The organism is Ginsengibacter hankyongi, from assembly GCF_008710285.1.
Lineage (GTDB): Bacteria > Bacteroidota > Bacteroidia > Chitinophagales > Chitinophagaceae > Ginsengibacter > Ginsengibacter hankyongi.
Map to the genome: position 1 here is coordinate 37,962 of NZ_VYQF01000013.1, position 26,486 is coordinate 64,447.

Sequence of the window (26,486 nt, forward strand, 5' to 3'; positions counted from 1 at the left end):
CGAAAATTGTTATCATTAGTTTAACAAAAACGATTAGTTTAAAATTTCTTCAAGGATGTTATTTACTTTTTGGGACCTGTTCATTATCATAAAGTGGCCGCCATCGGGTATAACATAATCTGCCTTAATATTTTTTAAAGGAAATATATGATCCTTACCGCCATGAATATGTACCATAGTTTTAGGTTGCCATTCATTTTTCCAGTTTAATATTTGGTGAGTAGCCCAGTTAGTATATTGCTGCCCGATAGTTTTACGATACTCACTCACTAATTTTAATTCTTCATTGTTTTCAATTCCAAGATTGAAATTTTCTAACGGCTCAATAAACTTAAATGTTTTTAAAGGAACGATTTTATCCAGTTGCAATTTGCCTGTAAGCTTCATCCATAGCGGCATTTCATGAAATGATTTTATGCTGGAAATTATTATGACTTTGCCTGTTGAAATAATTTTTGCAATTTCAATACACATTATTCCACCAAAAGACAAACCAAAAAGTATAGGATCTTTATGATGAATTTGCGCACTCATTCTTTTTGCATACGCTTCAATCGTTTCTTTTTTTAAAGGATTGAACCACGGAATAAAATGAACATCAGTATTGGCGAAATTCAATTTGGAAAAAACCCTTCCATCTGCTCCAAAGCCACTAATGCAATAAATATGTTTCATAAATATTAGCCCGCCAATGAGGCTGATTTATTTTTTGGGCAATACATAATTTTCAATATCGTCTGTTGTTATCGTTTTACCCGAAAGAATTATCAGACGTTCAACAACATTACGAAGCTCACGAATGTTGCCGGTCCAGTTGTGTTTCTGCAATAAATCGAGCGCTTTCCGGTCAATGGCTTTTTTGGGTTGGCCATATTCGGCTCCTATATCTTCGAGAAAGCGATCCACCAATAATGGAATATCACTCAGCCTGTCGTTCAAAGAAGGAACATGTACGATTATGACTCCAAGCCGGTGATAAAGATCGAGCCTGAAATTTTTATTTTCAACTTCTTTAAGTAAGTCTTTATTAGTGGCCGCAATAACACGTACATCTACATTAATATCTTTATCGGCGCCTACTCTTGTAATTTTAGCTTCCTGTAATGCACGCAAAACCTTGGCTTGTGCATTCAGGCTCATATCTCCAATTTCATCGAGGAATAAAGTGCCCCCATTTGCCTGTTCGAATTTTCCGATCCTTTGTTTTACCGCAGAAGTAAAACTTCCTTTTTCATGGCCGAATAATTCGCTTTCTATAAGTTCGCCGGGAATGGCTGCGCAATTGACTTCCACCATAGGGCCGTCAGAACGATTACTTTTTTCGTGTATCCATCTCGCTACTAATTCCTTCCCGACGCCGTTATCACCCGTTATTAAAACCCGTGCTTCTGTGGGTGCAATTTTATCGATGGTTTCTTTTATTTTTTTTATCGGTAAAGACTCGCCAACAATTTCCTGTACCTTCCCTACTTTCCTTTTGAGCACTTTCGTTTCCGCCACCAGGGAATTTTTTTCCATTGCATTGCGGAGTGTAATCAACATGCGGTTAAGATCGGGTGGCTTGGAAATATAATCATACGCGCCTTTCTTTACGGCCTCTACAGCCGTTTCAATGTTTCCATGCCCGCTGATAATGATAATGGGTATTTCATCATTTATTTCCTTTGCTTTTTCGAGAAATTCTATTCCATCAAGCTTGGGCATTTTAATATCACACAGTACAAGGTCAAAATTTTTCTCTTTAAATTTTTTCAAACCTTCTTCGCCGTCGGCAGCTTCTTCAATTTTATAACCTTCATAACTTAATATTTCGGTCAGCGTTTTCCTGATACTTTTTTCATCATCAATAATAAGAATGGAAGGCATAGTTTAATAGTTTAATGGATTTTTTGGAAATCTCTTTTCAGGTATTTCAAATGTACTGAATTAAGACATTAACGCGGATTAGTTTTAATTCTTATGTGATAGTTTTATGGTTAATTACTTATCGAGCTGGCTTATTACATAGCTGGCAGGGCTTTTATCAGTTAACCTCAGCTTCCATCATCAAATAGGCTTTTATAAATCCATCCAGTTCGCCATCCATTACCGGGCCAATATTTCCCACTTCATAATCGGTACGGTGGTCTTTTATCATTTTGTAAGGATGAAAAACATAACTTCTTATCTGGCTTCCCCACTCTATTTTTTTCTTGGTTGCATTGGATGCGTTTAATTTTTCCTGGCGTTTACGCATTTCTTCTTCGTACAGCCTGCTCTTTAACATGGTCATTGCTTTTTCACGATTCTCACCCTGTGTGCGTGCCTGCTGGCATTCCACGATAATACCTGTAGGCTTATGCGTTAGCCGCACTGCCGTTTCCACCTTGTTTACGTTTTGTCCGCCGCTCCCCCCGCTTCTGAAGAAAGCCCATTCAACATCAGCAGGGCTCACTTTTATATCTACGGTGTCATCTACTAACGGATAAACATAAACGCTGGCAAAACTGGTATGACGCCTTGCGTTGCTATCGAAAGGTGAAATACGAACAAGCCGGTGCACGCCGCTTTCGGCCTTCAAAAAGCCGTAGGCAAACGGGCCGTCAAACTGAAGCGTAGCGCTTTTTATACCCGCGCCGTCACCGGCCTGGTAGTCCAGTTCAGTAACAGCCCAGCCTTGCTTCTCGCCATACATCCTATACATGCGTAAAAGCATTTCTGCCCAGTCCTGGCTTTCTGTTCCCCCCGCCCCGCTGTTGATCTGGAGTATAGCAACCATTTCGTCTTCCGGTTTATTGAGAGTGCTCTTAAACTCGGCTTCTTCAATTGCAGCAACCGAATTGTTGAACGCCTCTTTCACTTCTTCTTCTGTTGCTTCGCCTTCTTTCCAGAAATCAAAAAGCACGGCAAAGTCATCCAGTTTAGATTGTACGTCATTATATAAGTTCACCCAGAACTCATTTAACTTAATTTCTTTTAAAATGGAAGTTGCCCGCTGGTTGTCATTCCAAAACCCGGGCGAAAGAGAAAGTTGCTTATCATTATTTATTTTCTGCTGACGGTTCTCAACGTCAAAGAAACCTCCTCAAAACCACCAAACGGTCTCTTAAATCTTTTAATTGCTCTTGTGTCATAGGGCGCAAATATAATAATGATTGCTCAATTGTTGTATGAAGGAAATGTTTTAGATCGTAAGTATCTATTTTTGCGTAAAAATTCTTTAAATAATGACTACATTAATTGTTTCTCTTTTTGAAAGAGACCTGAATAAATTGATAGAAGAAATAAACCTCTACAAGAATGAAGAAGATCTTTGGAAAATTAAAGAAGGCATTAGTAATTCAGGCGGAAATTTAACGCTACACCTTATTGGGAACCTAAATCATTTTATTGGCGCAACATTAGGCAGGACGCTGTATATAAGAGATAGAGACAAGGAATTTTCTTTAAAAAATATTCCACGTGTGCAATTGACTGAAGACTTAAAAAAGACCATAGAGGTTATAAAAAACACATTACCCGGCTTATCAGCAGGAGATCTTGAAAAAGACTTTCCTGTTCCAATAAATAATAAAACTTCATCTACATCGTATGTTCTTTTGCATTTGATGGCACATTTAAGTTATCACCTTGGGCAGGTTAATTATCATCGCAGGCTTATTGGTTAACATTTTTTTTTAAAGATTTACTTATTAGGTTTTAGCGTTTTTTCAAAATCTGAAACAAAGGCATACTTTGTATCTTGCGTAGTAATATGGCATTCACTAAAATCGCATTAACGGGATATAAAAATTACGAGTCAGAAACGTTCTATTTTAAACAGAGAATTGTTGGCATTTGCGGACTCAATGGCAAGGGCAAAACCAACCTGCTCGATGCTATAAATTATTTGTGTTTTACTAAAAGTTATTTTTCAAAAACAGATGCGCTAAATATTTTTTTTGGAGCAGAAGGATTTCGTCTTGAAGGTGAATTACAAAACGGGCATGAGATGGCAACAAAAATTGTATGTGTTTATCGTTCCTCTTTAAAAAAAGAATTTTATTTGGATGATGTTGCTTATGTAAAGTTTTCTCATCATGTAGGAAAATTTCCGTGTGTAATGATTGCGCCGGACGATATTGAAATGATAACAGGCGGAAGTGAGGAACGAAGAAAATTTTTGGACACATTAATAAGCCAGGTTGATGCAGAATATTTACAGCAATTGATTACTTACAATAAAGTTATCCAGCAAAGAAATAGTTTTTTAAAAAATGAATCTTTCCAAACTAAGTTTGACGCCCAGTTTTTGGATGCACTTGATGCACAACTGGTAAAACCGGGAGAATATATACACCACGTTAGAACGCAATTTTGTAAAAAAATAATTCCATTAGTACAGCAATTTTATAATGACATATCGGGCAATAATGAACTCATATCTATGGACTATACCAGTCATTTAAAAGATGGTGATTTTTCAACGTTAATTAAGGCATCACGGCAAAAAGATATTGTTATACAACGATCGAACATGGGCATCCATAAAGATGATCTTGTCTTTTTTCTGAATAAAAATATTTTTAAAAACCTTGCTTCACAAGGACAGCGAAAAAGCCTTTTGTTTGCCTGTAAACTTGCAGAGTTTGAAATATTGCGTGCAATGAAAGGCTCGCCACCTCTTCTGTTGCTGGATGATGTATTTGAAAAATTGGATGAATTACGAATGAAAAATCTCCTGCAGTATGTCTGCAAAGAAAATACGGGCCAGGTCTTTATAACCGATACGCACCGGGAAAGACTGGAAAACGCTTTATCTGAATTTCGTAGCGAAGTTCAAATAATAGAATTATTGGGTTAAATGTTACCTTTATTCTATGGCAGAAATATCCATTGGTGAAGCGTTAAAGCAATTTCTGAAAAACAGCAAATTAAAAAGCGGCGTACAGGCGTTACAGGTAGAAGAAGCCTGGGAAAAGATTATGGGAAAAACGATTGCCAGGTACACCGATAAAATCCAGATTATAAATTCTACGTTGTACATTACAACTAATGTAGCGCCGTTAAAGAATGAATTATTATACCAGAAAGAAAAAATTATAGAGAGGGTAAACGAAGCACTTGGCGAAAGAGTAATTAAAGAAGTGGTAATAAAATGATGTTTGATGTACAATGTCTGATGTACAATGTTCAAGTCAGATTCTTACATTCCGTACCCGATATCTCCCATCCTACTTCATTTTTATTCTCGGGTCAATTATTCCATATAATACATCTGCAAGAATATTTACCAATACAAAAATTGTTGCGGCAAAAAGCACAGAACCCATTACCACAGGATAGTCTAAATTCTCCAATGCTTCTACCGTAACTTTGCCCAAACCCTGCCAGCCGAAGATATATTCAACAAAAAAAGCACCTGCAAGTAATTCGGCAAACCACCCGGTAATTGCAGTAATAACAGGATTCAACGCATTGCGCAGCGCATGCCGGTAAACAACCTGCCGGCGGCTTAAACCCTTTGCATAAGCAGTTCTTATAAAATCCTGGTTGAGCACATCCAGCATGGAACTTCTCGTTAATTGTGTTATGATCGCTAATGGGCGAATGCCTAATGTAATTGCAGGAAGAATTAAATTCTGCAACGTCAGGTAGCGTTCACCGTTAGTTTCATCAATGTTGAACCAGCTTCCTGTTAATGACAGCCCGGTATAAGAATGCAGCACGATACCAAACACATAAGCAATTACAATTGCCATAAAAAATGATGGAGCGGAAATACCAATAACACTTGCAAAAATAGAAGAAGTATCCATCCATGTATTTTGCTTTACTGCGGCCAGTACGCCGAGAAAAATTCCTGCAATCGTTGCGAAAAACATGGCTGCGACTGCCAATATTAAAGTGCCGGGCAAAGCATCGAGCAATACATCAATAACGTCTTTTTTTGTTTGATAGCTGCGGCGTAGGTAGGGGATTTTAACACCTACCTGATAGCTATCGGGTTGGTTGCCTCCAATGAAAAATCCGTGTAATTTTTTTTCTTCAATTTCTTTTTTGGTATCAATGGACACAGGAGATACGTCATTAACGTATAATAAAAATTGTTTCCATTTAGGTTGATCAAGGTATAGTTCTTTCCTGATGTTGTCCATTGTTTTTTTATCGCCCGTTTGTCCCGCAACTAATCTTGCAGGATCGGCAAATGCCTGGAAAATAAAAAAAACAATTACTACAACACCTGCCAGCACAAGAACACCATACAATAATTTTTTTATAAGAAGATGAAACATACTTACAATTGAAAATGCAAAATGAAAAATTGAAAATTAAAATGCATCAATTCATAGTTCATAACTCATAATTCATTTAATCGCATCCTTAAGATCAGCCCATCCCCATTTATTTTCTACAACCGGCCCCTTCATTAAATACAATTCGGGATTAGTACGAGCTGCCGTTTTTAAAGCCGTCGCATCCAGGCTTAAAACCGGAAGGTTATAATTATTTCTTTGGTTAAAAAATTCCTGCGCTTCAGTAGCCTGTGATGCCACAATGTATAACGGAATATTTTTTGCTTTTGTAACATTATAAACTGAAACAAAATTACTGATCCAGTTATCAGTACCGGCGGAGAGATCTTTTATAAAAAATAAACAATAAGGCCCGGGGGTGTTAAGGACTGCTTCTGTTGAATCATTTCCAGATAGTGTTGTCAGATAAAAATCTTTTACAGGCGGCTCATTATTTTTCCCTTTCTCTACAATAAAATCTTCTCTTCTAACAAATTCCCAGGTTGAATCAGGCAAATTTTTTCCGGTAAATTCTTTTTCTCGTCCATCTTTTTTGTAAAAGAATTTAAAATCCTTTTTATCAGGAACCGCATTGGCAGGCATTTTCCTGAGTTCAATAAGATTGTTTCCTTTTTTATAAGGAAGACAATCCATAATTGGCATGTGGCGTAAAACAAACCATTGAAGCCAGAGAACGAGGAATGTTGAAATGAGTAAAAGAATAATACCCTCACCCGAATTTAACACAGGCTTTATATGTTTTAATCCATATAAAATAAATAGTACAAGAACGAATAATATTAAATCTTTAAAAAAAGATTGTGTGGCAGTTAGCGGAATGCAATCGCCAAAGCAGCCACAGGTAGCTATTTTACCAGACAATACAGCATAGCCTGTTAAAAAAGTAAAGAAGACAATTAACAACAAAAGCAAGAGGCTGAAAAATTTTTTCCATATCCCTAATAAAATTCCAACGCCTACAATTATCTCCAGGGTAATCATAATAATTGAAAACGAACGTGAATAATTATCGAGCCAATGCATGAAGTTTGTGAGAGACGGATTTTGCGCCCATACATCAAAAAATTCCTGCATTTTATAAGAGAGACCCAACGGATCATTTGCTTTTACAAGGCCGGAAAAAATAAACAGAACGCCCACTAAAACCCTTGAGATATTCACTAATATTTTCATTGTATTTATTTTAATTTAACCCCAAAGGCTTTAAAACCTGTGAGGTTTATATTGCTACTAATGGCTACCGTTAAATGCTATTCACTTACTAATAATATTAAAGCAAACGCAGCATAATTAACAATGTCAAAATAATTGGCGTCAATGCCTTCGCTGATTAAGGTCTTTCCTTCGTTTTGTACAATTTGTTTGATGCGAAGAATTTTGGCGAGAATCAAATCAACAAAACTTTCCTGGCTCATATCTCTCCATGCTTCGCCATAATCGTGATTTTTATCTTCCATTAATTGTTTAGCCATGGCGACTTTTTCATCGTAGCGTTTGGTTGTTTCTTCCAACGAAAGATCTTCTATTTCATCATCATTTATATCAAGTTGTATCAAGCCGATGATGGCATAATTTAAAATTCCTTTGAATTCTCCGGAAATATCATCATCAATTTTTTGCACACCTTTTTCCTGGATATTTCTGATGCGTTTCGCTTTTATGTAGATCTGGTCTGCAATAGAAATAGTGCGGTACACACGCCATGACGTCCCGTAATCTTTTGTTTTCTGTAGAAAAATATCCCTGCAACTTTTTATAGCGCCATTGTATTGCTGATCGGTGGTAACTTGCATCATAATAATCGCCAAATTTAATCATAAACACACAATGTTTACATTGAACTGCAAAGGAAAACTGATATTGATTGAAAAGCCTTTGGTAATGGGAATCCTCAATATAAATAATGATTCTTTTTATTCCGGCAGCAGGTTTCAAAATCGTGACGCAATCGTAATGAAAGCCGAACAGATGATAGAGGAGGGTGCAGATATTATAGACATCGGAGGTCAAAGCACAAGGCCGGAAAGTGAACGTATTACGGCTGAAGAAGAAATGCAACGGGTTCTGCCGGTTATAGAAATGTTAGAAAAAAAATTAAACAACGCTTTGCTTTCAATAGATACTTATCATCCGTTAGTTGCTGAAGCCGCGGTAAAGGCAGGCGCTTCTATCGTGAATGATATTAGCGCCGGAGAAATGGATAAAAATATGTTGAATACCGTTGCTTCGTTAGAGGTCCCTTATATCTGCATGCACATGAAGGGTGTCCCCGAAACAATGCATCTTACCATTCATTACGAAAATATACTACAGGAAGTGGTTGACTTTTTCATTAATAAAATAAATGAATGCCGTCTTGCAGGAATTAAAGATGTGATAATAGATCCGGGCTTTGGTTTTGGTAAAACGATCCAGCATAATTTTTTCTTGCTTAAAAAGTTATCGATATTTAAGATGTTAGGAAGGCCAATAATGGCAGGACTTTCAAGGAAGTCAATTATTTATAAAACGTTGCATACAACTGCTGAAAATGCTTTGAACGGTAGTACAGTTTTAAATACCATCGCCTTACAAAACGGAGCTTCCATATTAAGAGTTCATGATGTAAAAGAAGCAAGAGAAGCGGCGATACTTATAGAGGCTTACGGTAAAGCATAAACGCCGGAATCTTTGATTCCGGCGTTCGCTAATTATTTAAAACTAATTTATTTTCAGACTTATTTTTTATTGGAATCAGCTGTATTCTTTTGCATCTCCTGCATCTTTTTCATTTGCTCCTGCATTTCTTTTTGCTGAGCTTCCATTTTAGTACGATACTGATCCTGGGTTAAAACATCCACTACAGATACATCAAACATCAGCGGAGTGTTGGGTAGTATATCCGGACCCGAACCTCTTGAACCATAAGCCAGGTAAGAAGGAATAAATAATTTTCCTTTACCTCCTTTCTTAAAATAAACCAACCCATCAGAAAATCCTTCGATTGACCCTCTCTGTCCAACCACGAAGGTAAATGGCTTAACAGATTTACCAGTTGCATCATAACTTGAATCAAACTCTTTTCCTGCCAGCGTCATTCCCCTGTAATCCACCGTAATGGCTTTGCCGCTGTCAATTGCAGCACCAGTGCCGGGATTAGTAATTTCTACATAAGTTCCCTTAGCTGTCTTAGTAGCTTTAATATTATTTTTTGTTAAGTATGCAGTGAGTATGCTGTCATCAATAGATTTTTGTTTGATCATTGAAAGAGAATCAATTCTTCTCATGCTTTCCATAGAAGCTTCTCTAATGGCAGGCACTTTCGAAGGATCGGTGATAATATCAAGTATTTTAAAATGGTACCCGAAATACTGGCCGGCGCCTTTTTTAGCGTAGGGAGGTAACGGGCCTGATTTTGCCAACGAATCAGTCGCCATGCGGGTAAAAACGCTATCGCCTTTTCTAGCAGAGGTAAAAATCTCGGTATAATCAGGGCCTAATTTTGTAGAATCAATTTCGATTACCTGTGCAACGGTATCGAATGGGCTTGACATCAAGGAATCATTGTAATATTGAAACACCTGGAACTTGATCGCGTTGCCATATTTTACCGGATCGCCGCTGCCCCCACTTGTTTTATATTCTATCCCCGTTCTTTTTGTTTTTTTAAAGTTTTGATCTTTACACCCCACAGCAAATAGTAAAATTGCAAGTGCCACAAGGCCGATTGTTTTGTTCATGTTTATTTTTTTTATAATTGTTAACTGTTTAATTGTTCTTTATTTTCTTTAATGGCTGCTTTAAATTTTCGCACCACTTCGTCCAGCGGTTCAATGTTTTTGCCACCCGCAGCATTAAAGTGACCTCCCCCATTAAAATATTTTCTTGCAAAAGTGTTTACATCAAAACCGCCTTTGCTCCTAAATGAGCTTTTGCGTTCATCTCCCCTATCGATTATAACCGCGGCGAGTTTAATGCCTTTTATACTCAACGGGAAGTTCACCAACCCTTCGGTATCGCCAGTTTTTACATTATATTTAATAAGATCAGATTGCGGAATGGCAATAAGCGCCGTATTATATTCATAAAAAACATCCATCCTGTTGAGCAGGATATTTCCAAAAAAGCGAAAGCGTCCTTCCAAAAAATTATCAAAAAGATTTTCATGAATCTGGCTGTGCTCAAGGCCTTTGTCTTTAAGATCGGCAATCATCCGGTGAACATTTGCAGAAGTAGAATTAAACCTGAATGAACCGGTATCTGTCATTACGCCTGCATATAAGCATTCTGCAGTTTCAGCATTAATTTTGTCGGAATAACCTGCGGCAATAATAAAATCATAAACCATCTCGGCGGTAGAACTTTTGCTTATATCACTTATTCCATAATCGAAGGCTTCTGTTTGCGGCTGCTGATGGTGGTCTATTAATATTTTTGTAGCCAGGAGCGATTCTATAACAGGTTCCATTCTTTTTGTGCGGTTCAACACATTAAAATCAAGGCAAAAAAGCCATTCAGCTTTTTGTAACAGGGTTTTTGCTTTGTCATTATGCATTTCAAAATCAACCACGTTCTTGCTTCCCGGCATCCAGTTTAAAAACGAAGGCCAGTTAGTAGGTGAAATTACAGAAACGGTATGGCCAAACTGTATAAGGAAATTATACAAACCAAGGCCGGAACCCATCGCATCAGCATCAGGCTTCTGATGGAAAGTAATTACGATGTTCTTTGGTTTTTCAATTAAAGAAAATATTTCGCTAATGGGTTTCATAAAAGGCTGCAAAAGTAAATTTAATTAGCCAATTAGCCAATTAGCTAATTTCCAGTCCATGTATTATTATCAAAATTTATATCAGGGAAAATATGCTCAGGATCAATAGTGACATTTTTAATGTTTTCAGTTGTATTTAGCTTTTCAATCCATGTATTGCCATTTTGCCAAACTTCTACCGGTATTTTAACCATGCCTGTTTTACCACTTGCCGTTTCGTATTGAAGGTAAACTGGCATCGCCATCCTATCAAGATTTTCAATAGTAACAAGGGCTCCCTGGGTTGATTCATTATTTACATATTTCACACCGGCAACTGCCTGATCCAGCTTATCATTCTCTATGAACATTCCTTTCCAGAACCATCCTAAATCTTCACCGCCTGCATTTTCCATGGTTCTGAAGAAATCCCATGGAGTCGGATGCTTGTAAGCCCACCTTTTTATATAAGTTTGAAAAGCATAATCAAATAACTTGGGCCCGAGGATTTCATCGCGTAAAAGTGCAAGCGCATAACCGGGTTTTGTATAAAGGGCTAATCCAATATTTGCTTCTTTGAGCGCATCAGGTTCACTCATCATGGTTTCAGACTTAGGTCCAAACATATATTTATAGAAAGAAGCTTTGTCTCGTTGTCCTTGCTTGAATTCTCCGTTATTAAAATCAAGATTAGCCAATGAATTGATAAAAGTGTTGAAGCCTTCATCCATCCAACCATATTTTCTTTCATTGCTGCCAACAACCATCGGGAACCACGTGTGCCCAAATTCATGATCAGTAACCCCGAAAAGCCCGCGACCTTTTGCTTTGTAACCGCAAAATACAATACTTGGATATTCCATACCGCTTATGTTACTGGCCACGTTAGTGGCAGTATTGTAAGGATATTCGTACCACCTTTTAGAATAATTTTCTATACTGCCTTTTGTAAATTCCGTTGCTCTGCCCCACGCGCTGTCTCCTGCTGATTCTATCGGGTAAACACTCATTGCCAGGGCCTTTCTTCCTGATGGCAAATTCATTCTTGCTGCATCCCAAATAAAAGCAGTTGATGCAGCCCAGGACACATCTCTTGCGTTTTTTAATTTAAAATGCCAGGTAAGATTTGTTTTCCGTGGCCTGGACGAGGGATCATTAATTTCTGCTGCCGTGCGGATCATCACCGTTTTATCGCTTTGTCTTGCGGCTGCTAATCTTTTTATTTGCGTAGCTGTCAACACTTCCTGGGCATTCTGCAATTCACCAGACCCAACAATAATTTCTTTGGCAGGCGCTGTAATCTTATAATCGTAATCACCATAATCAAGATAAAATTCACCAGCGCCTAAGTAAGGCAATGTGTTCCATCCTTCAATATCGTCAAATACACACATCCGGGGATACCATTGGGCAATGGCATATATCTTCCCGTTTTTGGTATCCTGTATTCCTGTCCTGTCTGATCCATATTTTGGTATAAAAAAAGAATAGTCTATTTTAAAACTTACCGTTCCTCCGTTCGCTTTAACTGGATCGGGTAGACGCAGTTGCATTCTTGTTTCAGAAATTACGTTGGTTATATTTGTTGCAGTTGCTCCGCCTTTTGCGGTTGAAATAAGTTTTACGGATTTAATATTAAAGCCGCCTTCAAATTTTGAATTTACATCACCATAACGGCTTCTACCGGTGGCAGGAGTTTTCGCCTGTCCTCTTGATTCAAGAGTATATAAATTTTGATCAAGGTAAAGCCATAAAAACGGCAATGCTTCCGGGCTGTTGTTGGTATAAGTTATTGTTACACTCCCGGTAATTTCATCCTTTACATCATCAAAGTTGGCTGCTATTTTATAACTGGCTTTATTAGTCCAGTATTTGGGGCCAGGTTCTCCGTCAGCAGCCCGGTACTCATTCACAGCGGAAGGATAAAAATTGGGCGTAAACAAATCATGTTGATCATACGTTGAATTGGTAGTTTGTGCTTTCGCTGCAACGCAGGATAAAATCAATAAAAAAGCTATTAGTTTTTTTGCATTCATTTTCTTAGTCTATTTTTTGTGTGAAATTATTTCCTTTGTGTATAAAAGAATACAATACTATATTAAATGGAATTATTTTCAGATCGCCGGTAATACTATGAATATAGGTTAAGATAATTAAAGCAATTAAGTTGTGGTTTCTTTTCAATAATCTGCAGTGAATTGTTTAATCCCATTTTTTAAGAAGTGCCTTTCCTTCCTTCTTTATATTTTCGTCATCTTCTGTTTTGTCAGGCAGAGTAAACATCACCGTAAGGTTTTGCCTGGCAATATTTTCTTCATCCTTTCTTTTATATGCCTTCGCAAGAGAAAGATAATTTAAAATAAAAGAAGGGTTTAATGATTTTACTTTTTCAAGACAATTTATAGCATCATCAATGCTTGCAGGAGGCAGGGCTCCAAAGAAAAGTTTTACCGCCGTGCGCTCAAAATAATTTAAGCCGTTTATTTCATAATACCATTTGCCCAAAACGTACCAAGCCTTATAATTGTGTGGGTTATACTTTAGCGAAAGATCAGCATATTTTTTTACATCTCTTACTGCATCTATTTTTTCCTTCCCGTCTTTTTTCATTGCCTCCCTTCCCATCGCCAAAGCCATTACAAAATTGGCATCTGATGAAAACCGGTTCACTTGTAATGCCGTTTGGGCATAGGTTTTAGCTTTCCGGTAATAATCATCCTGCTGCACTTTATCCTCCTTTAGCCTTGCGCCAATTCTTGTGCACAGCTCGCTGCATTTGCACAAAGCTTCCAAATTGGATGGGAGAATTTTTAATGCTTCCTGGTAGGCATTAAATGCCTGTGCATCATTCATAGATGTCTCATACTGTTCCGCGTTTTTAAGAATAGCTGAAATATCCTGGGCGTGCAAAAATCCGGAGTATGCAACCAGGCAAATAAAAAAAAGAATTTTCATAAGAATATTTTCATATTTCGGAACCTTCTAAAACTGTTTTTGCCAGTTAACACCTGCTGAACCGCGTATTCCCTCTATCGGTGGATGCAATTTTTTTATAGAAATATTAATTGACCGCACCTGGGGGAACTCGTTATGAATTTCATTGCCGATTTCCATAACAACATTCTCCAGCAAAGGCGTGGGTACATTCATTCTCTCCCTGATGATGTTGTAGATATCTGCGTAATTTATCGTATCGTTTATTGAATTAATTACCTGAAGGTCTTCATGAAATTCGACAGATGCATCTATTATATATTCATTGCCCAGTAATCGTTCTTCCTCATGCACTCCATGAAAAGCGTTGAAACGAAGATCGTGCAGGTGTACGGTAACCATTTTATTGTAAAGGAGATTTAGCGTGTAATTAATTACGATCCGGTTTTTATTTGCTGGTTATTTTCCTGCAAGGAATTATTGGAATGTTTCAAATGTTCAAGCATGCTCAAATACCTTTCCGCGTCAAGAGCAGCCATACATCCGCTTCCAGCGGCTGTAACTGCCTGGCGGTAAATTTTATCCTGCAGATCGCCGGCAACAAACACACCTTCGATATTGGTTTTGGTTGAACCGGGAATTGTTTTTACGTAACCGCTTTCGTCCATATCCACCCAGCCTTTTAGAAGATCTGAATTGGGCCTGTGACCGATTGCTACAAAATAGGCACTTACGGCGATCTCCTGCTTCTCCCCTGTTTTATTATTTTTAACTCTTACCGCTTCCACTTTATCATCTCCTAATATTTCATCAACTTCAGTATTCCAATACATTTTTATATTGGAAGCATTCAGTACTCTTTCCTGCATGATCTTACTGGCTCTTAATTCGTCACGCCTTACAAACATGTGAACCTTACTGCATATTTTACTTAGGTATAAAGCTTCTTCTGCCGCTGTATCGCCGCCCCCTATTATGCATACTTCTTTTCCTTTAAAGAAAAAGCCATCGCATACTGCGCATGCGCTAACTCCAAAACCATTTAATCTTTGTTCGCTTTCAAGGCCAAGCCATTGAGCGCTGGCTCCGGTGGCCATAATAACGGCATCGGCCTCAAGCCATTTTTCCTCATCTACCTGCACTTTAAAAGGGCGAACCGAGAAATCGACTTCGGTTGCAAGGCCGTAACGGATATCGGTCCCCATTCTCTTTGCCTGCTGCTCAAATTCCACCATCATCTCAGGCCCTTGCACCCCGTCAGGATAACCGGGATAATTTTCCACTTCGGTAGTGATGGTAAGTTGCCCGCCTGGTTGTATTCCCTGGTATAATACTGGTTTCAGGTTGGCCCTGGCGGCGTAAATGGCAGCTGTATAACCAGCCGGTCCTGAGCCAATTATTAAACAGTGTACATGTTCGTTGTTTGTATCCATTTATTTAAATATAATTTTTCAAATGTAAACTTTTTTGAGAATGAAAACCCGGAGCCTGTTGCATAAAAATCCTAAATCTACCTGGGAATAATAATGGTTTTAAAATCAGAAGCATATCCGCAAAAAGCGCCTAGTGCACCGCCGGAAATATTTCCCAGTACTTTATTGGGTGATGCAAACGGATTACCAATGCTTTGGTAAGCAAATTCCATTGTAAGCCAAAATTGGTAAGTAGTCCGATCAATATTACTCAATTTTAAAGTTACCGTGTCACCGTGATGAAAAAAATTCTTGTCAAAAGCAATTGGATTATTCCTATCAATTCCTGGCTGAACTTTCAAATCATAGGTAGTGCCATCAATCAGTTGATCGTCAAAAACAGATTGTTGCCCGGGAAAATAAAGGTCATTATTGATTTTAGTGTAATAACGGATATAATTGCCAAGTCCCGGCGGATCTTTTGCCCGTACAAATAAATCTGCCTCAGTAGAATCATCCGCAAAAGGTGTAGGCTTCCACCAAAGCGAGTCAATTTTTTTTGCCAAAGGAGGAATAGTGGTAAATGAAGTATATTCTTTACCTGCGACTTCCACTTTTAAATTATACGTTGTATTTACTTGTCCTAAAAAAGCTGAATTGATGTTGGCTGAATCAATAGAATAATAATAAAGAAAAAAGCCGCCTGAGGCACTGATGGAATATTCCTTTAATTGTTGGGTTTGAGTTCCATTAGAGATAAACACGACTGCGTTATGCACAAATGAAGTGTCTAATATCTCCGGAGTTATTTTACTGAAGTAGTCAAAACTTTTTGAGAGTACAACAACGGGTGGTTGATTGTTTTCAATACTGGCATCTACCACCAGAATATCAGGAACTACCTTTAATTTGAAATTAATATTCTTTACGCAGGAACACAACATGATAGCGCAAATCAGTACGGAAAAGATTTTCATGGTGCAAAATTATTGAAAAGGGAAATGTCTCCAGAATTTATCACTTGCACGTGCTAACGTGTTGCAGATATCTTCACGAATAACATGAACTAAAAGGATTATGTTTTTGGCAAATTGGTTGGTAAGGCCAAAAAAAAGCCGTCCATAACGGGCGGCTTCTAAAAAAATCAAATTTATTTTATCCTAAATAAGCTTTAAGCGCGCTGCTGTATCTTGCTTTTTGCAAGCGCTTAATGGCTCTTTCCTTTATCTGGCGGATGCGCTCCTTAGTTAAATCATATTTCTGGCCGATCTGTTCAATGGTTACACCATTTTCACCATCCAGCCCAAAATATGCGTTAACAATTTCAGCTTCACGCGGACTTAATGATTTCAATACACGACGAATTTCATTTTTTAATGAATCGTGCATTACATCTTCATCCGTTTCTCCACCACCTTTTAAAAGATCGCCCATCGCAACATCTTCTGCCTCATGTACCGGGGCGTCCAATGAAGTATGCCTGGTATTGCTTTGGAAAATATTGTTGATTTCGGTTACGCTCATTTCAAGAATTTCTGAAAGTTCTTCCGTAGAAGGCTCTCTTTCATGTTCCTGTTCAAAAGCCATGTAAGCTTTATTAGCTTTGTTGTACGTGCCAATTTTGTTTTGAGGCAAGCGGACTAATCTGCCCTGCTCTGCCAACGCCTGCAAAATGGACTGGCGAATCCACCATACGGCGTATGAAATAAACTTGAAACCTTTGGTTTCATCAAAGCGCTGTGCCGCTTTAATCAATCCGAGGTTGCCCTCGTTAATAAGATCACTTAATGATAACCCCTGGTGCTGGTACTGTTTTGCAACTGAAACTACGAAACGTAGGTTGGCTGTTGTGAGACGCTCTAAAGCTCTCTGGTCGCCCATTTTAATTTTCTGTGCTAAAATAGTTTCCTCTTCCGGAGTGATCATTCCAATCTTTGAAATTTCCTGCAGATACTTCTCAACCGCTTGTGAATCGCGATTGGTAATCTGGGTAGCAATTTTAAGTTGCCTCATGTTTGTATATAGTTAATAATTAAAAGACGCTTATAAGACAAAAATAGTTGGGGGAATGCTGCAAAAGATGTGTTAATCACCGAATCTTCATGAAACATCTGCAAATTTACAACGCGGATTTTGCATTTCATAATGAATGTTAAAATAAATATCTAATTGGATAAAATCATTTAAGATTATAACAGTTTCATTACAATAAAGTTCATTTAATCTAAAGTTCGTCCTGAACAGTAATTAAATCTTCAATAATTTAGCGGAATGACAGATTATCGATCGGATACATTTACGAAACCTTCGCAAGCAATGCTGGAGACAATGTTCAGGGCAGATGTAGGTGATGATGTTTTTGGCGAAGACCCTACAGTAAACAAGCTGGAAACCCTGGCAGCAGAAACTTTTGGTATGGAGGCTGCATTATTTTGTCCAAGCGGCACTATGACCAATCAAATTGCCATCAAATGTCATACCCAGCCCGGCGACGAAGTAGTTTGCGATAAATTAAGTCATGTTTATATCTACGAGGGCGGTGGCATTGCATTCAATTCTGGCTGCCAGGTTAAACCGATTGAGGGCGACCGGGGAAGAATTAATGCTGAACAAGTGAGAAGTGCTATTAATCCGGATGACCTGCATAAGCCCGTCACCCGACTAGTAAGCCTTGAAAATACGGCTAACCGGGGTGGTGGAAGCTGCTATCAATTTGATGATATAAAGAATATCAGGGGAGTTTGCGTGGATAATAATCTCGCGTTGCACCTCGATGGCGCCAGGGTTTTTAATGCTATTGTGGAAATGAAAGAAAACCCAAAAGATTACGGGACCACATTTGATAGTATTTCCGTTTGTCTGAGCAAAGGCCTTGGCGCGCCGGTAGGAAGTGTATTGCTGGGCAAAAAGGATTTTATTCGTAAAGCAAGACGTGTGAGAAAAGTTTTTGGGGGCGGAATGCGGCAGGCTGGCTACCTTGCGGCTGCCGGAATTTTTGCATTGCAAAACAATATTGAACGGCTGGTTATCGATCACCAACATGCAAAAAAAATTGCAGAGGCATTATTAAAAAAACCTTTCACCGGCAAAATGATGCCTGTTGAAACTAATATCATTATTTTCGAAGTAATTGGAAACTATACCGCCAAAGGTCTTGCAGAAGTCCTCAGAAAACATGACATACTTGTAATGGCTATTTCTGAAACCCAGGTGAGAATGGTACTTCACCTGGATGTAACTGAAAGAATGGTGGAGGAAACTATTAAAGTAATCGGGATTTTATAGATACTCCTTTCCTGGAATTGGCTGTTCTTTATATACTATTCATAAGCCAAATATTTATTTTGCGTTTGGACAAGATATTATTGAAGGACGAATTATGCTGCTTGTGAACTACCCCCCACTCGCCAATTTACTAAAGATTGTCACCCAAGTATATTATTTTTTATTTAACCCAACTATCCTTTGCTGTGGCTACATCTATCAGCTTATAAGCATCCCGGCGAAAACTTTTTATTAGTAATTATGTCCATTATTAAAGATTTTTTGTCATTTTATTGGTTGATTATAAAAATATAATTCTAAAAATTCAAATCCTTCCTTTCCTCATTATGCGCCACATTTTTCATTTTCTCACTTACAGTTCTGACGAAACTGAAGCGCTTATTTTTGCGTCTGTTTTATTTATTTGCTGGAATATTGAAAACATTGCGGGCCTTGCAGGTGGTTATAAAAAATGGAATCATGCTTTTCTAAATGTCCAGTTTATCATTACAGGTATAGCGCCACAGTTTATGATGGGATTGCTATTTGTGAAAACGATGCAATGGACAGGACAGCATCACGTTGGGTTGTTGTACCACTTGCTCCACGTAAAAAATGCATTTATTTTATTTCTGGTATCCTTTGTTTTACTCGATTTTGGAGAATATATCTATCATGTAATCATGCACAAAGTAAATACGCTCTGGATGTTCCATGCGGTTCATCATAGTGATTATGTGGTAGATGTTTCAACTACTTTGCGGGAGCATCCGGGAGAAAATATTATCCGCAACTGTTTTACACTCTTATGGATTTTCTTGAGCGGCGCTTTATTCTGGATGGTTTTTTTACGCCAGCTCATCCAGATAACATCCAATTTATTAGTGCATATGAATTGCAGGTTGCCTGATAAATTAGATGATATTGTGAGCACAGTATTTATAACGCCCAATCTTCACCAGGTGCACCATCATTATCAAAAGCCTTATACTGACTGCAATTACGGGGATGTTCTCAGTATCTGGGACAGAATGTTTGGCACTTTATGCAGGCTGCCATATGAAGAAATTGTTTTTGGTGTGGACATGTTAGATAAAAATAATAGTACTACTTATTTTTCTTTAATGAAAATGCCTTTTGAAAAATACTTTCGGCAAAAAAAAGATTAAACGAAAACAAAGTTTTTATGATATAAAAATAACCACCAGGCGTACACGTAATTTTCAACCCTTTAAATAACTCCGGATTGATATCATTTATATGAGAAAGTCATTTGCACTTCTTCCTGTACTTTTTTTATTGTTCCAACTAAATGCATGCAGCCAGTCAAAAAATTCTATCCTGCGTATTTATAATAATGAAGCCATTTACCGTTTTGGAAATAAATACATGAATGGAAATGAACATCTTTCTTTCCAGGACCAGGACAAGGAATTTACCACACCAGGCACCCGGAAACTGTACCATAAATCGAAAAGAGTTTTGTCTGAGAGCCGGATTTTTAATCTTGCTTCGTTAGGCGTATTTATTACCTCTGTCTTTACTAAAACAAACGTAACCGGACCTATTGAATTTGCTGTGGGAACCGGTGCTTTAGGCTTAGGTGGTATTTATTTTCAAACCGAATCTTCCAAATATTCGGAAAGGGCGATATGGGGAAAACCCGGGATATTTTATCGGAAGCTTTAAAGCAGTAAAGTAATACAATATGGATTTCTATCCGTTAGGGAAAACCTACATATGATTTATTATCATTTTCTTCCGATCATATTTTAACTGCATACAGTAACTTAGCAATCATGATTTTTTTTAAACATAAAATTCTAGCATGCTCCCAAAAATAAATCCAGCAAACACTGAATCGTGGAAACTATTGCAACAACATTTTGAAGAGATGAAAAATGTTCCTGTTAAAGATCTTTTTATGGAAGATCCTGAAAGGTTTGAAAAATATTCTTTTGCCGTACCTGAAATCGTTTGTGATTTTTCCAAGAATAGAATTAATGATACCACCACCAGGCTTCTTTTGCAACTAGCCGACGAATGCGGATTGAGGCAAGCCATAGATGCGATGTTTTCCGGCGAAAAAATTAATGAAACGGAGGGCCGTTCAGTCTTACATACGGCGCTGAGGAATTTTTCCGGCAAACCTGTTCTCTCCGATGGAAAAGATGTAATGCCTGAAGTGAAAAGAGTGCTTGAACAAATGAAAAGTTTTTGTTCAAGGGTTCATTCGGGTGAATGGAAAGGCTATAGCGGTAAAACAATAAAATATTTTGTAAACATTGGAATTGGCGGCAGCGACCTCGGGCCTGTAATGGTTACGGAAGCATTGAAACCGTATTGGGTGGAAGGCATTCAAACTTATTTTGTAAGTAATATTGATGGAACCGACCTTGCCGAGGTTCTGAAAAAAATCACTCCTGATGAAACTATGTTTTTAATTGCATCAAAAACTTTCACAACCCAGGAAACCATGACTAATGCCCACTCTGCGAGGGACTGGTTTATGAAAGCTGCATCGGATGAAAAAGCCGTTGCCAAGCATTTCGTAGCACTTAGTACTAATGAAAAAGATGTGCGGGCGTTTGGAATAGATACCGAAAATATGTTTGAATTCTGGGATTGGGTTGGCGGCAGGTATAGCCTGTGGAGTGCTATCGGGCTTTCTATTGCATTAACTATCGGGTACGATAATTTTGAAAATTTATTGAAAGGCGCATATTCTGTGGACCAGCATTTTAACGAAACTGCCTTCGAAAAGAATGTTCCTGTACTCATGGCATTAATAAGCCTGTGGTATATCAATTTCTTTGGCGCACAATCCGAGGCAATACTTCCTTACGATCAATATATGCATCGTTTTCCAGCTTATTTTCAACAGGGAAATATGGAAAGCAATGGGAAGCATGTAGACCGTAATGGTAACAAAGTAACTTATGCTACCGGCCCCGTTATCTGGGGCGAACCTGGAACTAATGGACAGCATGCTTTTTACCAATTGATTCACCAGGGCACGTTATTGATTCCGTGCGATTTTATTGCACCGGTTCTCACACATAATCCATTGGGCGATCATCATCGTATATTACTCTCTAACTTTTTTGCACAAACGGAAGCATTAATGAATGGAAAAATCAGGGAGGAACTTCAAGCAGAGAAAGTGCCTGAGTCTATTATTCCTTTCAGAGAGTTTGAAGGAAACAAGCCGACCAATTCTTTCCTGGTAACGGAAATAACTCCCACCACTTTAGGCGAATTAATTGCCCTGTACGAGCATAAGATTTTTGTGCAGGGAATTATATGGAATATTTACAGCTTCGATCAATGGGGTGTGGAATTAGGAAAACAACTGGCGAAACAAATATTGCCTGAATTGCAGGATAACAGTGTTGTAACATCGCATGACGCTTCAACAAACGGATTGATTAATACTTATAAGAAGTTAAGAGAATAACATTTCTTATATCAAACTTTGGTATAAGTTTCATTAAATCGAAATTTTATTTCGGTTCTGAATTTTAAAAATCCTTTTTCATGAGATAAAAAAAAAACCTCCGGTTTAATGGAGGTTATTTTTTCAATGCTTGTTCATAACGCAAGCAATAATTGAATAACGTTACAGATAATTTTCTATTGTATTGAAAATAAAAAAACCCAGAGAAATTCTCCGGGCCTTCTCTCACGTGTATTTAATCATTCAATTAATTTACAAACTTCGTATCAGCACTATCATACTTTTCCTGGTACAATTTCACTTTATCATTTTGATTCAGGCTTTCATAAATTTTTTGCATAAGATCTACAATTGATTTATACTTGGATTTGTCTGCTTTTTTATAGTTCGCTTCCAGCGTTGTCAGCGCTTTGTCGGCATAAGGAATTGCTTTATTAAAAGCATCTTTTGATTGGGCATTCAAATCTGCTTTCTTCTTCACATCATCAGGCTTAGTGCTTTTTATTTTTAAAGCTGAATCTCTCACATCTACACCATGATTATAATAATATTGGGCATACAACCAGTTAGTAACAACATCATTTGGATTTAGGGAATGTGCTTTTTCAATTTCAGTGCCTAGTGTTTGGAGCAAGGCGTCCCTGTTTTTAATTACTACACCCTCGTCTCCATTATAAATATATCCAAAAATATCGTTGGCGTAGTTGAAATGATACATGAGGCTGTCAGGGCGTTTTGTAACCAACTCATTGTATTTTGCAAACAATGCATCGTTGTCTTTTTTCTCGCGGTAATAATCTATCAGCACTAAATCAAAGTAATCATTATCGGGAAAAAGTTTTTTACCGAGATTGGCGTATTTCATCATATTCGCTTCATCCTTTGCATCTTTATAATGCAACATGAGCCATTGATATGGAAGAATAAAAGCAGCATTGCCCTCTCCTCCTTCTTTTGTTCCGTTGATATTTGCATCGGCAAGTTTGGTAAAGTAAGTAAGAGCCACATCCATTTTACCCGCATTAAGTGCCGCCTTTGCAATATTTAAAACGAGCGTTGTATCTACTTCAGGAATTTTGGACCATTTGTTTTCGGCAATATATTGCCCAACGTTATTAGCTTTTATAAATAAGTTCATGGCATCTTCAAAACCCGCCTTGTTGCCCGTAGGTGCCGCAGCATTAAAAGCACTAGCGCCCGCTTCATAATATCCTGTATATAAATTAAAAATCGGGGCATACTGATCTTTAATGATCACCAATTTCAATTTAATGTTGGCCGAATCAGCTGCTGCTTTTTTAAAGGCTTCGAATGCCTGCTCTCTTGCATCCGGGGCCAAAGATTTGAATTGATCACTTGAAGCAATTTGCTCGTAAATTTTAGCTTTATAATATTGCCCTTCCCCGTCATTGGGAGACTTCGCAACATATGCATCTATATCGGTCTTAGCTTTATCAAGCTGCTTTTTATCTAAGTCAGCTTTTACACTTTTGAGATCTTGTGCAAAAATCAGCGTTGCAAAAAAACTAAATAGTAAAGTGAAAATAACTTTTTTCATTGTTGTTTAATTATTGTGAATTTATTGATTTTCATTTTCATCGTCTTTTGAAATTTCGTTTTCATTCGGCTCAGTACTTTCTCCCGGCGCTTCCAATTCGCTAGTTATCGTATTTTCAACTGGTTCTTCATCATCCTCATGCTCATTCAATTTTGTAATCGCAGCTATTTCATCACCTTCATCGAGCCTTATTAATTTCACTCCCTGGGTGGCTCTTCCAGCTTCTCTTATAGTGGCAATTGAGGTTCGAATTGTTACGCCGGATTTACAGGTTATCATTAAATCCTGTTTTTCATTCACGTTCAACAGTCCGATTAACGAACCGGTTTTCGCGGTAACATTTATCGTCTTCACTCCTTTGCCCCCACGATTCGTAATTCTATATTCTTCCACCGCGGTTCGCTTTCCAAATCCTTTGCTGCTTACCACAAGAACACTTACATCAGGATCATCACTATTTACACAAATCATACCAACTACCTCATCATCATTTTCATCAACAGAAATACCAAAAACTCCAATGGCTCCTCTCCCGGTTGGCCTTACTTTTTCTTCAGGAAAGCGAATGGCCCTGCCACTTTTTACAGCCATCATTATTTCTTTTTTCCCGTCGGTAAGGCACGCATCTAATAACTGATCGCCGTCATTTATGGTAATAGCGTTTACACCATTTTGTCTCGGTCTCGAAAAATCGGCAACCCGCGTTTTTTTAATAATCCCTTTCCTGGTACAAAGCACAATATAATTATTGTTGATGTATTCTTCATCTTGCAGGTCTTTAATATCTATAATAGCTCTTATTTTATCATCCGCCGGAATTTGTATAAGATTTTGTATGGCCCTGCCTTTGCTCTGTTTATCTCCTTCTGTAATTTCATAAACTTTCAGCCAGAAGCATTTTCCATTTTCTGTAAAAAATAATAACGTATGATGCGTAGACGCAACAAAAAGTTGCTCGATATAATCTTCCTGCCGCGTGCTGCTTCCTTTAGCGCCTCTCCCTCCCCTGCGTTGCTGACGGTATTCCGTAGCCGAAGTTCTTTTAATATAACCCAGGTGTGAAATGGTAACTACAACATCTTCTTCCTCAATCAGGTCCTGCATACTTATTTCATCGGCGAGATAAGTAATTTCTGTTTTGCGGGCATCACCAAATTTTTGTTTTATTTCTTCAAGTTCATCTTTTATAATCTGGAAACGCATTCCTTCATTTTCAAGAATTTCTTTTAATCTCCCGATTAAAGCCATTATCTCTTCATGCTCTTTTTTAATTTTATCACGTTCCATTCCTGTAAGGCGTTGTAACCTTAGTTCAAGAACAGCTTTGGCCTGTATTTCGCTCATCTGGAAATTCGAAATCAATCCATCTTTCGCAACTTCAGGCGTTGACGAATTTCTTATGAGTGTTATCACTTCATCCAAATGATCTAAAGCGATAAGATAACCCTCAAGTATATGCGCTCTTTCTTCGGCTTTCTTTAATTCAAATTTTGTTCGGCGGATTACCACTTCATGGCGGAAATCAACAAATTCTCTTATAAGGTCTTTTATATTCAGAATCTTAGGCCTTCCTTTTACAAGGGCGACATTATTAATACCGAAAGAGGTTTGCAGTTCGCTGTGCTTATACAAATGATTGATGACAACCTGTGCAATGGTATCTTTCTTTAGTTCCACAACAATCCTTGTTCCCTCTTTATTATTACTCTCGTTATTTACATCCGAAACTCCTTCGATAATTTTATCATTAATAAGATGGCCGATTTTTTCTGTGAGTGTATCACGATTTACCTGGTAAGGAACTTCTGTAATTACAATTTTTTCTTTGCCGTTTTTTGAAGTTTCAACAACAACTTTGCCCCTCAGTACCACTCTTCCCCGTCCTGTATGTAACCCAGCTTTCACTCCTTCATAGCCGTGAATGATACCGCCGGTAGGAAAATCGGGAGCCTTTACAATCTTTATAAGATCATCAATAGAAATGTCTTTATTATCAATATAGGCAACACAGCCATCCACAACTTCAGTAAGATTATGAGGTAGCATATTAGTTGCCATGCCCACAGCAATACCGCTCGAACCATTTAATAATAGCTGCGGAATACGTGTAGGCAACACCGTTGGTTCCTTTGTAGAATCATCATAGTTCAACTGGAAATCAATCGTGTCTTTTTCAATATCGTCCAACATCGTTTCAGCTATTCGCTCCAGGCGCACTTCGGTATAACGCATAGCTGCGGGACTATCACCATCCTGGCTACCAAAATTTCCCTGTCCGTCCACAAGCGTATAACGCATGCTCCAATCCTGCGCCATGCGCACCATTGTATCATAAATTGACGCATCACCATGGGGATGGTATTTACCCATCACATCACCGACTATACGGGCAGATTTTTTGTAAGGCCTGTTGTAGAAATTACCCATTTCATACATGCCATATAATATCCGACGGTGAACCGGTTTAAGACCATCACGGGCATCCGGCAATGCACGCCCCACAATCACGCTCATCGAATAATCGATATAAGCGGATTTCATTTGTTCTTCAATATTTACGGGAATTATTCTGCCTCTTCCGGGGGTATTATCAGGCAATTGTTCTTCTGTTGTATCCATAATTTTTAACTATCGGCAAATATACTTTTTAAAGAGGGTTTTTCCTTACAAAAGATGCTAAAAACAACCTTTTTTTTCACCAATTTTTTAAAGCGGTTGTGGATAAGAAAAGCCTGCCTTTAATGTCTTTATTTCGATCCTTTGGGTCTTCTTTCCTGATTCTTAAAATAATACTGCAAACCTGTTATGCGGAGTGCATTTCTAATACGAGTGCATAAAATAGCAAAGTAGTTGCATG

Annotated in this window: 24 protein-coding genes; 8 read left to right on the forward strand and 16 right to left on the reverse strand. The window is 38.0% G+C overall.

Annotated elements, in window-relative coordinates; translation table 11 throughout:
- Positions 1–33: 33 nt before the first annotated feature.
- The 3 genes from FW778_RS21750 to prfB all read right to left on the reverse strand — a co-directional run bounded on the left by FW778_RS21750 (position 34) and on the right by prfB (position 3,113).
- Positions 34–675 (reverse strand): alpha/beta hydrolase family protein, encoded by a 642-nt coding sequence (locus FW778_RS21750; protein WP_150417007.1) that lies wholly within the window; start codon positions 673–675, stop codon positions 34–36.
- A gap of 27 nt (positions 676–702) precedes the next feature.
- Complete coding sequence (locus tag FW778_RS21755; RefSeq protein WP_150417008.1) at positions 703–1,866, reverse strand: sigma-54-dependent transcriptional regulator; 1,164 nt, start codon at positions 1,864–1,866, stop codon at positions 703–705.
- 157 nt (positions 1,867–2,023) lie between these two features.
- A protein-coding gene (prfB, locus tag FW778_RS21760) for a peptide chain release factor 2 (protein WP_150417009.1) occupies positions 2,024–3,113 on the reverse strand; the annotation gives its coding sequence in 2 pieces (ribosomal slippage) (positions 2,024–3,052 and positions 3,054–3,113; 1,089 coding nt in all).
- Between the two features lie 93 nt (positions 3,114–3,206).
- Here prfB and FW778_RS21765 point away from each other — a divergent pair.
- The 3 genes from FW778_RS21765 (at position 3,207) to FW778_RS21775 (ending at position 5,120) form a co-directional block, all read left to right on the forward strand.
- On the forward strand, positions 3,207–3,647 hold the full coding sequence (locus FW778_RS21765) for a DinB family protein (protein ID WP_150417010.1): 441 nt from the start codon (positions 3,207–3,209) through the stop codon (positions 3,645–3,647).
- Between the two features lie 86 nt (positions 3,648–3,733).
- On the forward strand, positions 3,734–4,822 hold the full coding sequence (recF, locus tag FW778_RS21770) for a DNA replication/repair protein RecF (protein ID WP_150417011.1): 1,089 nt from the start codon (positions 3,734–3,736) through the stop codon (positions 4,820–4,822).
- Between the two features lie 16 nt (positions 4,823–4,838).
- Positions 4,839–5,120 (forward strand): DUF721 domain-containing protein, encoded by a 282-nt coding sequence (locus FW778_RS21775; RefSeq protein WP_150417012.1) that lies wholly within the window; start codon positions 4,839–4,841, stop codon positions 5,118–5,120.
- A 72-nt stretch (positions 5,121–5,192) separates the two neighbouring features.
- On the opposite strand, the gene FW778_RS21780 is transcribed toward FW778_RS21775, so the two are convergent.
- From FW778_RS21780 to FW778_RS21790, 3 genes are all read right to left on the reverse strand, one after another.
- Positions 5,193–6,254, reverse strand: a complete 1,062-nt coding sequence (locus FW778_RS21780; protein ID WP_150417013.1) for an ABC transporter permease — start codon at positions 6,252–6,254, stop codon at positions 5,193–5,195.
- Between the two features lie 72 nt (positions 6,255–6,326).
- Positions 6,327–7,448, reverse strand: a complete 1,122-nt coding sequence (locus FW778_RS21785; RefSeq protein ID WP_150417014.1) for a BT_3928 family protein — start codon at positions 7,446–7,448, stop codon at positions 6,327–6,329.
- Positions 7,449–7,525: 77 nt separating this feature from the next.
- Entirely contained in the window at positions 7,526–8,071 is a 546-nt protein-coding gene (locus tag FW778_RS21790) for a DUF1599 domain-containing protein (RefSeq protein WP_235906537.1), read from the reverse strand.
- Between the two features lie 31 nt (positions 8,072–8,102).
- On the opposite strand from FW778_RS21790, the gene folP reads away from it, so the two are divergent.
- Positions 8,103–8,933 carry a dihydropteroate synthase gene (folP, locus tag FW778_RS21795; RefSeq protein WP_150417015.1) on the forward strand — a complete coding sequence of 277 codons (831 nt, stop codon included), beginning with the start codon at positions 8,103–8,105 and terminating at the stop codon, positions 8,931–8,933.
- Between the two features lie 59 nt (positions 8,934–8,992).
- On the opposite strand, the gene FW778_RS21800 is transcribed toward folP, so the two are convergent.
- From FW778_RS21800 to FW778_RS21835, 8 genes are all read right to left on the reverse strand, one after another.
- Positions 8,993–9,994, reverse strand: coding sequence for an FKBP-type peptidyl-prolyl cis-trans isomerase (locus tag FW778_RS21800; protein ID WP_150417016.1), 1,002 nt, complete (start codon positions 9,992–9,994; stop codon positions 8,993–8,995).
- Between the two features lie 20 nt (positions 9,995–10,014).
- Positions 10,015–11,025 carry a DHH family phosphoesterase gene (locus tag FW778_RS21805; RefSeq protein ID WP_150417017.1) on the reverse strand — a complete coding sequence of 337 codons (1,011 nt, stop codon included), beginning with the start codon at positions 11,023–11,025 and terminating at the stop codon, positions 10,015–10,017.
- Positions 11,026–11,069: 44 nt separating this feature from the next.
- Positions 11,070–13,040: a M1 family metallopeptidase gene (locus tag FW778_RS21810; protein ID WP_150417018.1), complete on the reverse strand. Its 1,971-nt coding sequence runs from the start codon at positions 13,038–13,040 to the stop codon at positions 11,070–11,072.
- Positions 13,041–13,206: 166 nt separating this feature from the next.
- Positions 13,207–13,959 carry a tetratricopeptide repeat protein gene (locus tag FW778_RS21815; RefSeq protein WP_150417019.1) on the reverse strand — a complete coding sequence of 251 codons (753 nt, stop codon included), beginning with the start codon at positions 13,957–13,959 and terminating at the stop codon, positions 13,207–13,209.
- Between the two features lie 27 nt (positions 13,960–13,986).
- Positions 13,987–14,340, reverse strand: a complete 354-nt coding sequence (locus FW778_RS21820) for a dihydroneopterin aldolase (RefSeq protein ID WP_150417020.1) — start codon at positions 14,338–14,340, stop codon at positions 13,987–13,989.
- Between the two features lie 32 nt (positions 14,341–14,372).
- Entirely contained in the window at positions 14,373–15,371 is a 999-nt protein-coding gene (trxB, locus tag FW778_RS21825; RefSeq protein WP_150417021.1) for a thioredoxin-disulfide reductase, read from the reverse strand.
- Positions 15,372–15,448: 77 nt separating this feature from the next.
- Positions 15,449–16,327: a DUF4249 domain-containing protein gene (locus FW778_RS21830; protein ID WP_150417022.1), complete on the reverse strand. Its 879-nt coding sequence runs from the start codon at positions 16,325–16,327 to the stop codon at positions 15,449–15,451.
- A gap of 178 nt (positions 16,328–16,505) precedes the next feature.
- Positions 16,506–17,363, reverse strand: a complete 858-nt coding sequence (locus FW778_RS21835; protein WP_150417023.1) for a sigma-70 family RNA polymerase sigma factor — start codon at positions 17,361–17,363, stop codon at positions 16,506–16,508.
- 258 nt (positions 17,364–17,621) lie between these two features.
- Between FW778_RS21835 and ltaE the strand changes: the two genes are divergently transcribed.
- The 4 genes from ltaE to pgi all read left to right on the forward strand — a co-directional run bounded on the left by ltaE (position 17,622) and on the right by pgi (position 22,071).
- Positions 17,622–18,635 carry a low-specificity L-threonine aldolase gene (gene ltaE, locus FW778_RS21840; RefSeq protein ID WP_150417024.1) on the forward strand — a complete coding sequence of 338 codons (1,014 nt, stop codon included), beginning with the start codon at positions 17,622–17,624 and terminating at the stop codon, positions 18,633–18,635.
- A 326-nt stretch (positions 18,636–18,961) separates the two neighbouring features.
- The gene (locus FW778_RS21845; RefSeq protein WP_150417025.1) at positions 18,962–19,783 is read left to right on the forward strand and encodes a sterol desaturase family protein; all 822 of its coding nucleotides are present in this window, start codon (positions 18,962–18,964) and stop codon (positions 19,781–19,783) included.
- A 91-nt stretch (positions 19,784–19,874) separates the two neighbouring features.
- Entirely contained in the window at positions 19,875–20,303 is a 429-nt protein-coding gene (locus tag FW778_RS21850) for a hypothetical protein (protein WP_150417026.1), read from the forward strand.
- A gap of 139 nt (positions 20,304–20,442) precedes the next feature.
- The gene (gene pgi, locus FW778_RS21855; protein ID WP_150417027.1) at positions 20,443–22,071 is read left to right on the forward strand and encodes a glucose-6-phosphate isomerase; all 1,629 of its coding nucleotides are present in this window, start codon (positions 20,443–20,445) and stop codon (positions 22,069–22,071) included.
- Between the two features lie 247 nt (positions 22,072–22,318).
- Here the strand turns inward: pgi and FW778_RS21860 are convergent, their stop codons facing one another.
- Both FW778_RS21860 and gyrA read right to left on the reverse strand, forming a co-directional pair.
- On the reverse strand, positions 22,319–23,629 hold the full coding sequence (locus FW778_RS21860; RefSeq protein ID WP_150417028.1) for a hypothetical protein: 1,311 nt from the start codon (positions 23,627–23,629) through the stop codon (positions 22,319–22,321).
- 21 nt (positions 23,630–23,650) lie between these two features.
- Positions 23,651–26,248: a DNA gyrase subunit A gene (gyrA, locus tag FW778_RS21865; RefSeq protein WP_150417029.1), complete on the reverse strand. Its 2,598-nt coding sequence runs from the start codon at positions 26,246–26,248 to the stop codon at positions 23,651–23,653.
- Positions 26,249–26,486 lie beyond the last annotated feature (238 nt).

Excerpts from the sequence above, each read along its gene's own strand:
- FW778_RS21830 (WP_150417022.1), bottom strand. The coding sequence starts at position 16,327 with ATGAAAATCTTTTCCGTACTGATTTGCGCTATCATGTTGTGTTCCTGC.
- folP (WP_150417015.1), top strand. The coding sequence starts at position 8,103 with ATGTTTACATTGAACTGCAAAGGAAAACTGATATTGATTGAAAAGCCT.
- FW778_RS21755 (WP_150417008.1), bottom strand. The coding sequence starts at position 1,866 with ATGCCTTCCATTCTTATTATTGATGATGAAAAAAGTATCAGGAAAACG.
- pgi (WP_150417027.1), top strand. The coding sequence starts at position 20,443 with ATGCTCCCAAAAATAAATCCAGCAAACACTGAATCGTGGAAACTATTG.
- FW778_RS21775 (WP_150417012.1), top strand. The coding sequence starts at position 4,839 with ATGGCAGAAATATCCATTGGTGAAGCGTTAAAGCAATTTCTGAAAAAC.
- FW778_RS21805 (WP_150417017.1), bottom strand. The coding sequence starts at position 11,025 with ATGAAACCCATTAGCGAAATATTTTCTTTAATTGAAAAACCAAAGAAC.
- FW778_RS21800 (WP_150417016.1), bottom strand. The coding sequence starts at position 9,994 with ATGAACAAAACAATCGGCCTTGTGGCACTTGCAATTTTACTATTTGCT.
- FW778_RS21750 (WP_150417007.1), bottom strand. The coding sequence starts at position 675 with ATGAAACATATTTATTGCATTAGTGGCTTTGGAGCAGATGGAAGGGTT.
- FW778_RS21790 (WP_235906537.1), bottom strand. The coding sequence starts at position 8,071 with ATGATGCAAGTTACCACCGATCAGCAATACAATGGCGCTATAAAAAGT.
- FW778_RS21810 (WP_150417018.1), bottom strand. The coding sequence starts at position 13,040 with ATGAATGCAAAAAAACTAATAGCTTTTTTATTGATTTTATCCTGCGTT.
- FW778_RS21860 (WP_150417028.1), bottom strand. The coding sequence starts at position 23,629 with ATGAAAAAAGTTATTTTCACTTTACTATTTAGTTTTTTTGCAACGCTG.
- gyrA (WP_150417029.1), bottom strand. The coding sequence starts at position 26,248 with ATGGATACAACAGAAGAACAATTGCCTGATAATACCCCCGGAAGAGGC.
- FW778_RS21785 (WP_150417014.1), bottom strand. The coding sequence starts at position 7,448 with ATGAAAATATTAGTGAATATCTCAAGGGTTTTAGTGGGCGTTCTGTTT.
- trxB (WP_150417021.1), bottom strand. The coding sequence starts at position 15,371 with ATGGATACAAACAACGAACATGTACACTGTTTAATAATTGGCTCAGGA.
- FW778_RS21850 (WP_150417026.1), top strand. The coding sequence starts at position 19,875 with ATGAGAAAGTCATTTGCACTTCTTCCTGTACTTTTTTTATTGTTCCAA.
- FW778_RS21820 (WP_150417020.1), bottom strand. The coding sequence starts at position 14,340 with ATGGTTACCGTACACCTGCACGATCTTCGTTTCAACGCTTTTCATGGA.
- recF (WP_150417011.1), top strand. The coding sequence starts at position 3,734 with ATGGCATTCACTAAAATCGCATTAACGGGATATAAAAATTACGAGTCA.
- ltaE (WP_150417024.1), top strand. The coding sequence starts at position 17,622 with ATGACAGATTATCGATCGGATACATTTACGAAACCTTCGCAAGCAATG.
- FW778_RS21835 (WP_150417023.1), bottom strand. The coding sequence starts at position 17,363 with ATGAGGCAACTTAAAATTGCTACCCAGATTACCAATCGCGATTCACAA.
- FW778_RS21815 (WP_150417019.1), bottom strand. The coding sequence starts at position 13,959 with ATGAAAATTCTTTTTTTTATTTGCCTGGTTGCATACTCCGGATTTTTG.
- FW778_RS21765 (WP_150417010.1), top strand. The coding sequence starts at position 3,207 with ATGACTACATTAATTGTTTCTCTTTTTGAAAGAGACCTGAATAAATTG.
- FW778_RS21780 (WP_150417013.1), bottom strand. The coding sequence starts at position 6,254 with ATGTTTCATCTTCTTATAAAAAAATTATTGTATGGTGTTCTTGTGCTG.
- FW778_RS21845 (WP_150417025.1), top strand. The coding sequence starts at position 18,962 with ATGCGCCACATTTTTCATTTTCTCACTTACAGTTCTGACGAAACTGAA.